12 protein-coding genes are annotated in these 11,941 nt (G+C 68.4%); 10 read left to right on the top strand and 2 right to left on the bottom strand.

Going from position 1 to position 11,941, the window contains the following annotated elements:
• Together LQV16_RS21200 and LQV16_RS21195 are read left to right on the top strand one after the other, a co-directional pair.
• The coding region (locus tag LQV16_RS21200; RefSeq protein WP_229995832.1) for a GNAT family N-acetyltransferase at positions 1–505 on the top strand (505 nt) is incomplete at its 5' end.
• A 90-nt stretch (positions 506–595) separates the two neighbouring features.
• The gene (locus tag LQV16_RS21195; protein ID WP_229995831.1) at positions 596–1,171 is read left to right on the top strand and encodes a LacI family DNA-binding transcriptional regulator; all 576 of its coding nucleotides are present in this window, start codon (positions 596–598) and stop codon (positions 1,169–1,171) included.
• Between the two features lie 7 nt (positions 1,172–1,178).
• Here the strand turns inward: LQV16_RS21195 and LQV16_RS21190 are convergent, their stop codons facing one another.
• Entirely contained in the window at positions 1,179–2,246 is a 1,068-nt protein-coding gene (locus LQV16_RS21190) for a bile acid:sodium symporter family protein (RefSeq protein WP_229995830.1), read from the bottom strand.
• A gap of 248 nt (positions 2,247–2,494) precedes the next feature.
• Between LQV16_RS21190 and LQV16_RS21185 the strand changes: the two genes are divergently transcribed.
• Together LQV16_RS21185 and LQV16_RS21180 are read left to right on the top strand one after the other, a co-directional pair.
• Positions 2,495–4,018, top strand: a complete 1,524-nt coding sequence (locus tag LQV16_RS21185; protein WP_229995829.1) for a SulP family inorganic anion transporter — start codon at positions 2,495–2,497, stop codon at positions 4,016–4,018.
• A gap of 127 nt (positions 4,019–4,145) precedes the next feature.
• Positions 4,146–4,430: a DUF1540 domain-containing protein gene (locus tag LQV16_RS21180; RefSeq protein ID WP_229995828.1), complete on the top strand. Its 285-nt coding sequence runs from the start codon at positions 4,146–4,148 to the stop codon at positions 4,428–4,430.
• Between the two features lie 222 nt (positions 4,431–4,652).
• On the opposite strand, the gene LQV16_RS21175 is transcribed toward LQV16_RS21180, so the two are convergent.
• Positions 4,653–5,759, bottom strand: a complete 1,107-nt coding sequence (locus LQV16_RS21175; RefSeq protein WP_229995827.1) for a (p)ppGpp synthetase — start codon at positions 5,757–5,759, stop codon at positions 4,653–4,655.
• Between the two features lie 247 nt (positions 5,760–6,006).
• Between LQV16_RS21175 and LQV16_RS21170 the strand changes: the two genes are divergently transcribed.
• The 6 genes from LQV16_RS21170 to LQV16_RS21145 all read left to right on the top strand — a co-directional run bounded on the left by LQV16_RS21170 (position 6,007) and on the right by LQV16_RS21145 (position 11,742).
• Positions 6,007–6,804, top strand: a complete 798-nt coding sequence (locus LQV16_RS21170; protein ID WP_229995826.1) for an alpha/beta hydrolase — start codon at positions 6,007–6,009, stop codon at positions 6,802–6,804.
• A gap of 177 nt (positions 6,805–6,981) precedes the next feature.
• A complete protein-coding gene (gene nhaA / locus LQV16_RS21165) occupies positions 6,982–8,334 on the top strand; it encodes a Na+/H+ antiporter NhaA (RefSeq protein ID WP_229995825.1) in 1,353 nt (450 codons plus the stop codon).
• Between the two features lie 159 nt (positions 8,335–8,493).
• Positions 8,494–8,796: a rhodanese-like domain-containing protein gene (locus LQV16_RS21160; RefSeq protein ID WP_229995824.1), complete on the top strand. Its 303-nt coding sequence runs from the start codon at positions 8,494–8,496 to the stop codon at positions 8,794–8,796.
• A gap of 30 nt (positions 8,797–8,826) precedes the next feature.
• Positions 8,827–10,188: an MBL fold metallo-hydrolase gene (locus tag LQV16_RS21155; protein ID WP_229995823.1), complete on the top strand. Its 1,362-nt coding sequence runs from the start codon at positions 8,827–8,829 to the stop codon at positions 10,186–10,188.
• A gap of 74 nt (positions 10,189–10,262) precedes the next feature.
• A complete protein-coding gene (locus LQV16_RS21150; protein WP_229995822.1) occupies positions 10,263–11,216 on the top strand; it encodes a carbohydrate kinase in 954 nt (317 codons plus the stop codon).
• A gap of 13 nt (positions 11,217–11,229) precedes the next feature.
• Positions 11,230–11,742 (top strand): YbhB/YbcL family Raf kinase inhibitor-like protein, encoded by a 513-nt coding sequence (locus LQV16_RS21145; RefSeq protein WP_229995821.1) that lies wholly within the window; start codon positions 11,230–11,232, stop codon positions 11,740–11,742.
• The last annotated feature ends 199 nt before the right edge of the window (positions 11,743–11,941 follow it).

The following is an 11,941-nucleotide window of genomic DNA, read 5'->3' as shown; positions in this document are numbered from 1 at the left end:
GACGGTCCTCAATCTCCCCATGAGCGATCCCAGGGTCCGGCCGCTCCTGGATGAGCTCGCGCTCGAATATGACACCCGCTACGGCAACCTCTTCGGCAGGGGAGCCGCCGCGGAGGAACTCAACCGCTACCCGGCCGAGGAATTCGCCGCCCCGGGCGGGGCCCTGTTGATTGTGCGCGAGAACGGCGAGTCCGTGGCGGGCGGTGCCTTCCGCCGGCATAGCCCGCAGACCGCCGAGTTCAAGCGGATCTGGACGCATTCGGCACATCGCCGCCGCGGACTGGCCCGGTTTGTCCTCGCCGAACTGGAGGCGCTGGCCGCCCGCCGCGGCTACCGGAAGGTCTACCTGACCACCGGCCCCCGCCAGCCGGAGGCGAAACACCTTTACCTGAACACCGGCTACGAGGCACAGTTTGATCTCTCCGCGGACCCGGAAACCATCGGACCGCTGGCATTCACCAAGGACCTGCCCGTAGGGTCACGCCGGGGGCCGTCCCGGCGATAGAGTGCAGAACAGGCCGGCGCGACTTCCGCGCCGTGCCAGTATCGCCTCAACCGCCGCGCATTCGCGGCGCCGAAGTACCGGGAGCAATTCGTGCGGCATGGATCCAAGCCCACCATCCGCGACGTCGCGGAGACGGCCGGGGTCTCCCTGACCACCGTCTCCTACGTGCTCTCCGGCCGCTCCGGCGGCACCACCCGGATCAGCCAGGCCACCCAGGACCGGGTGCACTCCGCGGTCCGCGAACTTGGCTACGTGGCCAACCGTGCCGCCCGGGGAATGCGCCGGGGCCGCACGGAGCTCGTGGTTGTGGCCGTCGCGGACCTCGAACAGCCGCGGGACAGGGCTATCGCCACGCTGCTGGCCGGGATCCTGCCGGAGCGCGGCTACCAGGCGGTCATCCTGCTGGGCGGGGGCTGGCGGCAGTTCATGCTCTCCGGCGGCGCTGACGGCGTGATCCACACCTGCGCGCCGGCGACTGGCGATGACTCCGGGACAATGGCGGAACTCGCCGGCCGCGGCATGGCCCAGGTGCTCATTACGGACGACGCCGGGGCCGGCAGCCTCGCTGTCCAGGGCGGATACGATGTGGTCCCGGCCGGAACGGACACGCCCGCGGTCCTGGCCGAGCGCGCCGTCGCTTTGCTGCTCGCCCGGCTCCGGGGCTAGGTCGCGCCTAGGCTTTCGGCGCGGAGGCCTCCGGTGCTGTGTCCTGCGTTGCGGTTTCCTGCGTTGCGGTTTCCCGGATGGGGCGCCGGGCCAGCCATGCGGCCACGATCGCGCCGGAGACGTTGTGCCACAGGGAGAAGACGGCAGACGGCAGCGCTGCCAGCGCGCCGAAGTGCGCCGTGGCGAGGGTGGCGGCCAGGCCGGAATTCTGCATACCGACCTCAAAGGCGAGGGCCCTGCGCGCCTTGTCATCCAGGCGTCCCAGCTTGCCGGCCAGGTAGCCCAGGCCCAGTCCGAAACCGTTGTGCAGCACCACAGCGAGGAACACGATGCCGCCCGCGGCGACGATCTTGCTCGCGCTGCCGGCCACCACGATCGCCACGATCAGGGAAATTACGACGGCGGAGGCCCACGGCAGCGCCGGGAGGACCCTGGCCACCAGTTTGCGGAGGAAGAGGCGGGCCAGCAGGCCGGCAATGACAGGCAGGAGGACGGTCTTGACGATGTCCTGGACCATGCCGCCGGCGTCGATTCTCAGGTACGAGCCGGCCAGGAACAGCACCAGCAGCGGCGTCACGATCGGGGCGATCAGGGTGGACACGGAAGCGACGGCCACGGACAGGGCCACGTCGCCCTTGGCGAGGAACGCCATCACGTTGGAGGCCGTGCCCGACGGCGCGCAGCCCACCAGGATCAGGCCCACCGCAAGCTCCGGCTCGAGGTGGAGGGCGACGGCGATCAGCCAGCCGGCCCCCGGCATGATGACGTAGTGCGCCACGATTCCCAGGGCCACGGCCCAGGGGCGCTTGGCCACCGAGGCGAAATCCGGCGGGGTCAGCGTCAGGCCCATGCAGAACATGATGATGCCCAGCAGGAAGGGCACGCTGGGTGCGAGGGGTTTGAACGCCCCGGGGAGCAGGAAACCGGCGAGCCCGGCCACCACGACGAGGATCGGGAAGACCGTTACTGCGATGCGGGCGATCTTTGCCTCGGCGGCGAGGGCGGGATTGGCCGGGACGCCTGCGGCGATGCTCGCGTCCTGGACGGTATCGGGGATTTTAGTTGCCTCAAGCATCCAAGAATGGTGCCACCGGCGTCCGGGCACTGGCCACTTCGTGACCACCTGTCGGACAAATATGTCAGATTTTTGGGCATCCGTCTGCCGGGAGAACCCAACGGGTAGGGTTTCAGTGGGTGGGTGAGCCCAAATCGGCGAACTCCCCGCCCCTCCGGCGCGACGCAGCGCCCCACATTCCCTGAATTCTGCACATTCTTTGAAATCTGGAGGCCGTTGCGCCTTCTTAGCCACGAACGGAGCCAGCGGTGGCCACCAGTATCGACGCGGAGGCCCCGGCCTTCACGCCCGAGCAACTGCAATCGGTCCGAGGTGCGTTGACGTCCCCGCGCAGGCTCAAGACCGAGGTCCTGGGCGGACTCGTCGTGGCGCTGGCCCTGATCCCTGAGGCGATCGCCTTCTCGATCATCGCCGGCGTGGACCCGAGGATCGGGCTCTTCGCGTCCTTCACGATGGCGGTGACGATCGCCTTCGTCGGCGGCCGTCCGGCGATGATCTCGGCTGCCACCGGCGCCGTCGCCCTGGTGACCGCCCCACTCGTGAAGTCCCACGGCCTGGACTACCTTGTGGCGGCGGTGATTCTGGCCGGCGTGTTCCAAATCGTCCTGGGCCTCTCCGGCGTGGCCAAACTGATGCGCTTCATCCCGCGCCCGGTCATGGTGGGCTTTGTGAACGCCCTGGCCATCCTGATCTTCATGTCGCAGGTGCCCGAGCTGATCGGCGTGCCATGGCTGGTCTACCCGCTCACCGCCCTGGGCCTGCTGATCGTCTTCGGCCTGCCCAGGCTCACCAAAGCCGTCCCCGCACCCCTCGTGGCCATTCTGGCCCTGACATTCATCACGGTGACGGCCGCCGTCGGCGTTCCTACGGTGGGGGACAAGGGCGCACTGCCGGACTCGCTGCCCGCCCTGTCCCTTCCAGGCGTGCCGTTCACGCCCGAAACGCTTCAGGTCATCTTCCCGTTCGCGCTGGCCATGGCCTTCGTCGGGCTGCTCGAATCCCTCATGACCGCGAAGCTCGTCGATGACATCACGGACACGCGTTCACCCAAGACCCGCGAGGCATGGGGGCAGGGTGTCGCGAACATCGTCACCGGCTTCTTCGGCGGCATGGGCGGCTGCGCCATGATCGGCCAGACCATGATCAACGTCAAAGCCTCCGGCGCCCGCACCCGGATCTCCACCCTCCTGGCCGGCGTTTTCCTGCTCATCCTCGTGGTGGCCCTCGGAGATATCGTGTCCCTGATCCCGATGGCCGCGCTGGTGGCCGTCATGATCTTCGTCTCCGTCGCCACGTTCAACTGGCACAGCATCCGGCCCGCCACGCTCAAGGCGCTGCCCAAGAGCGAAACCGCGGTCATGGCGTCCACCGTGGTGGTGACCGTGGCCACGCACAACCTGGCGATCGGCGTCGGCGTCGGCGTCATTGTTGCGATGGTTCTGTTCGCCCGGCGGGTGGCCCACTTCGTCACAGTGGAGCGCTCGGTGACGGAGGACGACGGCGGCAGCCGCGCCACGTATCGTGTGGACGGCGAACTGTTCTTCGCCTCCTCGAATGACCTCTACACCCAGTTCGAGTACGCGTTGGACCCGGAGCACGTGGTCATTGATATGCGCGACTCCCACCTGTGGGACGCCTCCACGATCGCAGCTTTGGATGCCATCACTGAGAAGTACCGGCGGCACGGCAAGAGCGTCGACGTCGTGGGCCTGAATGAGGCCAGCGCCCTGATGCGCGAACGCCTGGCCGGCAAGCTCGGCGCCGGAAACTAGCCGGCAGGGCGCCCGTCCGGACCGGTATTAGGTCACACGTTTGGGTCTTTTTGTTTGCCCAGGTGCGGCCTACGGTGGAACCACGGCGCCGCCCGGCCGGGGTGGCCGGAGCATGGAGGAAGACCCAATGACGACGCACGTAGCCGACTGCAGCGTGAACAATTGCTCCTTCAACGACCACTCCCATTGCAATGCGGCCGCCATTACCGTCGGCGGCGCTGAAGATCATGCCTCGTGCGCGACCTTCATCGACATCGGTGTGCACGGCGGGCTCCCCAAGGTGCTGGCCGACGTCGGCGCCTGCCAGCGAACTGAATGCACCCACAACGACCATCTGATGTGCAAGGCCTCCGAAGTTCACGTGGGCCCGGGGGTCGACAACGCCGATTGCCTCACCTACGCCCACAAATAAGCCGCACGCGGCGTCCGCGCCCATCGAACCAAGGAATACCAGCCGTCTCCACCGGAATCGACGCCGGACTTTCCCCACCTTTGAAGTCGACGCCCGGCGTGCCCCGCCGAATCGCCGGCGAGTCCCGGCGTAGCTGTGTCAAAGGTGGGGAGACTCGGCAGGCAGGCAGGGCGCAACAGAGCGCGGCAGAGCGCGCCATAGGCGTCCGCAGGCCCGCCCGCGCTAGCCCTGGGTGAGCCGGTACCGTTCGATCTGCTTAAGCCGCCGCAGGAGGCTGTCGCGCCGGGGGTGCGGGACGGCGTCGGCCGGCTCGGCGGTGAGCTCGATGTGTTCAGTGCCGTACTGCCACAGCAGCAGGTCATCGAGCAGCCGGTCCGGGCCGGGGGAGTACCGGTGGTCCAGGGCCTTGCGGACCTCGGTGATCCGGTTGGCGCTGAGCAGCCCGGCGAGCTGCATGGTCTGGTTGAGGCCGTGGGCGGCCATGAGCTCCGCGGCCCAGCCCCAGTCGTCGTCGACCTTGCGGTCCACGTGCGGCAGCAGGGTCCGCCAGACGTCGCGGATCCGGTTGGGCGTCAGCGGTGCGGCACCCTCGCCGTCCACATCCCAGTAACCGCGGACCTCCTCGTAGCGCTCATGCAGGTCCGAGAACGCGCTCTCCACGGTCTCCAGCATGGCGGCCGTGGCGGTGAACTGACGGTCGAAGTGCGGGGTCCAGGCCCGGGGGTCCTCGGCCTTGAAGCGGATGTCGTGCTCGATTTCGCTCCACGCGTGGGCGAACACTGTGCGGATCTGGCACTCGAAGAAGTAGCTGCCGTTCGGCGGGATGTCGGGGTTGAAGGCCAGCTGGTAGTCCTTGACGGCCTCGTTCTGGATGGTCCGCAGGATCAGGTGCCGGCTGGAGTAGCCGTAGGTGCCGGACTCGATCGAGCCGATGTCCTTTTCACGGTCCCCACGGCAGTCAAAGAGCTGGCGCTGGCGCTTAATCAGATTGGCCACCACCGCGTTTTCCGCCGGAAGCTTGGTGATCACGCGGATGCCCACCATGTCGTTCAGGGTCCGGAACGGGTCCGGGAACTTCAGCACCGGTGGTCCGCCCGGCTCCAGCGGTTCTTCCGTGCGGGAAATTTTCTCGCGGAAGGATTCAACCGTCTTGGTGCGGCCGGTGACGAACAACGGCGTGACCTCGGTGTCCTTGAGCATGGTCCGCAGCGTGAGCAGGACCTCCCGGGTGACCAGCTTCAGGGCAGGCCGGACCCGCTCGTAGAGTTCCACGTTTTCCTGCACGGAATCGCGCAGGCTCAAGTCCAAACGGTCCCAGTTGCTCGCCATGGATCCAGCTTACGGCGCACCACCGACACCGGGCCGCAGGCTCTCCCGCAGGCACTTTCGCAGCCGCCGCCAAAGGGCGGTGGGCAAGGGCGGCGTGCAGGGGGCCGGCCTGCGCGGGGCCGCTTGGCGCCCAAGGTAGGCTCAGCACATGGCTGAAATGCGGCGGCGGACTATGATCGCTGGCGCAGCGGCGGTGACTTTGGGGGCAATCTCCGCCGCCTGTTCACCGGGCCCCAAGGAGGACGCTGTGAAGAGGCAGAAGTACCAATATGGCGAGGACCCCAGCCAGTGGGGTGAGCTCTTCCTCCCGGAAGTGGCCGCGCCCAAGGGTGTGGTGGTGGTGATCCATGGCGGGTACTGGCGTTCGCAGTACGGCGCAGAACTTGGGGAGCCCCTTGCCAAGGACCTCGCCGCGCACGGCATGGCAGCCTGGAACCTGGAGTACCGGCGCGCCGGCAACGGCGGAGGCTGGCCCAACACCTTTGCCGACGTCCTGGCCGGAATCGACAAGCTCGGTGAACTCGCCGACGAGCACGGGCTCGGGCTGGACCGGGTGGTGGCCCTGGGCCACTCTGCCGGCGGTCACCTCGCGGTCTGGGCGGCGGGACGCAGCCGCCTCGCCGGGCTCGGCGCCCCGGATGCGGACCGCCAGCTCACGCGCCGAGGCGACGACGACGGCGCGGTGCAGCTTACCGGCGTCGTCAGTCAGTCGGGGGTGCTCAACCTCGCGGCCGCCGAGCGGCTCAATCTCAGCAACGGCGCCGTCAGCAACTTCCTGGGCGGCTCGTCCGAGAAATATCCCAAGCGTCATAGATATGCGGACCCCATGAGCGCGGTGCCGCTGGGCGTGCCCGTATATGCCGTTCACGGTACGGAAGACGACACCGTGCCGGTGAGCCAGTCCGAGACCTACGCCGGAGCAGCCAAGGCGGCCGGCGCGCCGGTTCAGTTGCTGAAGGTCCCGGGCGACCACTTTGCGCTGATTGATCCGAAAGCACCCGCCTACCGGAAATGCCGTGAACTCGTGCAGCAGCTGTTGGCCTGAAATCCGGCCGGCCCGGCTGCCGGTGAAGCTGTCGGCCAGACGCCCGCCCTGCCGCCAGCCAAGCACTCGTCCGGCGTCCACCCGGCGTCCCACGGCGGCGAAAGCGAATACACTGGACCGCAGGTGCGCCGGGAAGTCTGGTCGGCATAGTTCCGTCGACCCCACTTTGAGGACTCCATGAGCGCCCTGCCACCCACTCCCACACCCCCTCGACTCACCGTTATCGGCCGGGGCAGCTACTCCGAGGCCCTGCGGATCGGCGAAATCCTCCGCAAGGAAACCGTGGGCGGCGCGCTGCTGGTCGCCGCGGCGGCGGTGGCCCTTGTCTGGGCCAACTCCCCGGCCTCGGAGAGTTACTTCGCGCTGCGCGACTTGAAAGTCGGCTACGCGCCCTGGCATCTGGACCTGACCCTGGGCGCCTGGGCCGCCGACGGCCTGCTGGCCATCTTCTTCTTCCTGGTCGGGCTCGAACTCAAGCGCGAATTTGTCGCCGGCGATCTGCGCCAGCCGAGCAAATCCGTGGTTCCGGTGGCCGCCGCCGTGGGCGGTGTGGCCGTTCCGGCGCTCATTTACGCGGTCGTCAACCTTTCAGGCCCCGAGACCCTGCACGGCTGGGCGATTCCCACCGCCACAGACATCGCCTTCGCCGTCGCGGTGTTGGCGCTCATCGGTTCCCACCTTCCCAGTGCGCTGCGCATCTTCCTGCTGACCCTCGCGGTCGTGGACGACCTCTTGGCCATCGCCATCATCGCGATCTTCTACACGAGCGACCTCCACCCCGAGCCGCTCCTGCTGGCCCTGCTCCCGCTGGGCCTCTACACAATCCTGGCGCACAAATGCCGCCGGTTCTTCGGCATGCACGCATGGGCGGCCTGGGTGATCCTGCTGCCGCTCGGCGCGGCGACGTGGGCGCTCGTGCACGCGTCAGGCATCCACGCAACCGTGGCCGGGGTCCTGCTCGGGTTTGCAATTCCCGTCAAGCGCTCCCGGGCCAGCGGCGGCCCTGAAGCCGGCCCGGGGCTCGCGGAGCTCTTCGAACACCGGTTCCGCCCGATTTCGGCCGGGATCGCCGTCCCGGTTTTCGCGTTCTTTTCCGCCGGGGTGGTCATTGGTGGCTGGCAGGGCCTCGGTGCCGCCCTTACGGATCCCGTGGCGGTGGGCATCATCCTGGCGCTCGTGGCCGGAAAGCCGGCCGGGATCCTCGGCACCACATGGCTCATCACCAAAGTCACGCGGGCCCGGCTGGACGGCTCCTTCAAGTGGATCGACGTCTTCGGCCTCTCGATCCTGGCCGGCATTGGTTTCACGGTGTCGCTGCTGTTGGCTGAGTTGAGCTTTGGTCAAGGTACTGCCCACGAAGACCACGCGAAGGTGGGGATTCTCGCGGCCTCTGTGCTCGCGGCGCTCCTCGCCACCGGCGTGCTCCGGGCCCGCAACCAGCAGTACCGCCGGGCCGAGGAGGAAGAAAAGATCGACTCGGACCACGACGGCATCCCGGACGTCTACCAGCAAGACCGTCCCGCAGACTAAGTGGAGTCCGCGGGCCAGATGGACAGGACAGGCCGACGGACTAGATTTGAGGGTGCGGCAAGGACGTGCCGTCCAGAGCATGCATGATACCCCAAGGGGTATCATTGTCTCGCTGGAATACGCGCGCCGGGCCGTCCGGCGCCCGCGAAAGGAACAGGCATGAAGAGCATTTCCGTCAAGGACCTGGCCGCCCTGGGCGACGCCACCGAAATCGTCGACGTCCGCGAGGAAGACGAATACGCCGCTGTCCGCGTTCCTGGCGCCAGGAGCATCCCGCTTTCACGGTTTGTCCAGTCCCTCGACGAGGTTCCGGCCAGCGGAACCGTCTACGTCATGTGCGCCGCCGGGGGCCGCAGCGCCCAGGCCACCACCTACCTGGAGGACCAGGGGTACGACGCCGTCAACGTCACCGGCGGGATCATGCAGTGGCAGGACGAGGGGCACCCCGTCAACCGGGGCTGACCTGACAGGGCTGACCTCAGCGGAGGGACCATGGAAGTCATCGTTATCGAGACCCCGCAACTCGGGGACCGCAGCTACCTGGTCCACGACGGCTCTGTGGCGCTGGCGATCGACCCGCAGCGTGACACCGACCGCATCGAGGCGGCCGCCCGCGACGCCGGCGTTTCCATCACGCACGTGGCCGAGACCCACCTGCACAATGACTACATCACCGGCGGCCTGATCCTGGCCCGCGCCCACGGCGCCAGCTACCTCGTGAACGCCGCCGATCCCGTGGCATTCGAGCGCACGCCAATCTCCGACGGCGAAACGATCCGGGTGGGCTCGCTCTCGGTCAAGGCGGTGGCCACACCGGGCCATACGCACACCCACATGTCGTTCATCGTGGACGACGGCGGGAAGCGGGCCGTCTTCTCGGGCGGCAGCCTGCTGTACGGTTCCGTGGGCCGCACCGACCTCGTAGCCGAGGCGGACACGGTCGGCTTGACCCATGACCAGTACGCCTCGGTCCGTCGCCTCGCCGCCGAGGCCGGCCGTGGTGCCGCGCTGTTCCCGACCCACGGATTCGGCTCGTTCTGCTCCTCGGGACCCGCCACGGGCGCCCGGTCCTCGACCATCGGCGAACAGCTCGCCGCCAACCATGCCCTGACGGACCCTGACGAGGACCACTTCGTCAGCCAGCTCATCGCCAACCTCACGGACCACCCGTCGTACTACGCCCACATGAGTCCGGCCAACCTTCGGGGCCCGGGGCCTGCGGAGCTGGCCGTTCCCGAATCGCTCGATGCCGCCGAGCTCACCCGGCGGTTGGACGACGGCGAGTGGGTGGTGGACGTGCGGCGGCGGGTGGCGTTCGCCAGCAGCCACCTCAAAGGCAGCGTCAGTTTTGAGTATGGCTCCGGCTCCAGTTTCACCACCTATCTCGGCTGGGTGCTGCCGTGGGGTGAACCGGTGACCCTGGTGGGCTCGCGGGAAGACATAGAGAGCGCCATCCGCGACCTCTCCCGGATCGGCATCGAATCCCCGGACGCCGCCGTCGGAACCGAGCCGGAGGTCCTGGCGCCACAGGCCGGCCTTGCCTCCTACCCGCGCGTGGGCTGGGACGGCGTGCTCGCGCACCGGGCGCCTGGGGACACCGTCCTGGACGTGCGCCGGGCCGACGAATTCGCCGCCGCCCGCGTTGTGGGCGCGGTCAACGTGCCGCTGCACGAGCTGTTGCTGCGCCTCGGGGACGTCCCTGCCGGGAAGCTCTGGGTGCACTGCGGTTCCGGGTACCGTGCCGGGATCGCCGCCAGCCTCCTGGCGCGGGCAGGCCGGGATGTGGTCCACATCGACGCCAGGTTCGCCCACGCCGCGTCCGCCGGGATCGCCCTGGACACCACGGCGGCCTGAGCGGGCAGCGAGGCGGTTGCGGGCCGTGCGCGCAACACACGGCGCCGGAGCGGATTCTCTGGCAGAGTATGGTCATGCTCACAGTTATTGGCGAGGGGCTGGTTGATGTAGTCCAGCGGTCCTCCGGCGTCCAGGCCCATGTCGGCGGCAGCCCCCTCAACGTGGCGGTAGGGCTGGCGCGGCTGGACCATCCCGTCCAGTTCATTGGCCGCTACGGCCGCGATGCCTATGGAGAGGCCCTGGCCGCGCACCTGAAGTCGAGCTCCGTGCTGCTCCCGCTAGGACCCGACGAGCTGCCCACCAGCGTGGCCGCCGCACTGATCGACGACGCCGGCGCCGCCACCTACACCTTCGACCTCGCCTGGGAGCTTCCCGGCGTTGCGGCGCGCTTGCCGTTCCTGCTCCAGGGAACCACGCTACTGCACACCGGATCCATCGCCACCATGCTGGCGCCCGGCGCCGCTGACGTGCTTGCCGCCGTCGAACGCGCCCACCCGTCCGCCACTATCAGCTTTGACCCCAATTGCCGCCCCAGCATCATCCCGGACGTGGACTATGCCCGCGGGCAGGCCGAAAAGTTCGTGACGCTCTCTGACGTTGTGAAAGCCTCCGACGAGGACCTCGAATGGCTCTACCCTGGTGTTGACCCGCTGGACTCGGCCCGCCGCTGGCTGGCGCTGGGCGGCTCCGAAGGTCCCGCGATGGTGGTGGTGACCCGCGGCGGCAAGGGCCCCTGGGGCATCAACGCTGCAGGTGCGGCGCAGTTCCCCGCCCCCGAGATCAGCGTCGCGGACACAGTCGGGGCAGGGGATTCGTTCATGGCCGCGCTGCTGTCCGGCGTGGTGGACCTGGGCCTGGACGGGGCACAAAACCGCGAGGCCCTGCGCGAACTCTCCCCCGAAAGTCTCCGCGATCTTCTCGCCCATGCCTCCCGGGCAGCGGCGGTCACCGTGTCCCGCGCCGGCGCCAACCCGCCCACCCGCGCGGAGATGGCACGGGTGGAAATGGGGGCCCCGCCCCTGCAGTGAGTGAAAGGCAGCCATGACACGCCACGATTTTCCCGTGTTCCCTGTCCGTAGTGAATCCTTCACGGAGGGCCAGACGCTCCCGCCTGCCCAGCGCAGCGGGAAGATGCGCGCCGGCGGCCAGGACGAATCCCCGCAGCTGAGCTGGAGCGGCGCCCCGGCCGGCACAAAGGGCTATGCAGTCACCATGTTCGACCCCGACGCCCCGGGCCGCGGCGGCTTCTGGCACTGGGCCGTGCTGGACGTCCCCGCCGACGTCACGTCGCTGCCGGCAGGGGCGGGCGCCGAGGGCGGCCACCTCCTTCCCGCGGGCGCCATTCAGCTAAGGAACGACGGCGGATTCCACGGCTATCTGGGCGCCGCGCCGCCTCCCGGGCACGGGCCGCACCGCTACGTCATCACCGTCCACGCGCTCGACATTGCACCGTCGGGGCTGAACGAGCACACCGCTCCGGGCAGCCTGGAAGCGAAGCTGTCGCGGCACACCCTGGGCCGGGGCACACTCACCGGCATCCTCGAACGCCACTGAGCCGGCCGCCGTCGCCGGCCGCCATCGCCAAACCGCCGAGTTCGCCGGAAACTCTCCAGATCGCCGGAATTGCCCTGTGTGTCAGGCTGTTGTGTGACAGGTTTTCTGTTGCTGGAGCCGGTGCTCAGAGCGGGGGAAGGTCCATCATGGACTTCGTTATGCCTGTTCGTGTTTCGAACCGGAAGCACTTCACTACCGA

Origin of the sequence: Arthrobacter sp. Bi26, from assembly GCF_918697925.1 — a bacterium.
In the GTDB taxonomy this organism is placed as follows: domain Bacteria; phylum Actinomycetota; class Actinomycetes; order Actinomycetales; family Micrococcaceae; genus Arthrobacter.
The sequence above is the reverse complement of the archived record's forward strand: the minus strand, read 5'-3'. Positions and strand labels throughout refer to the sequence as shown.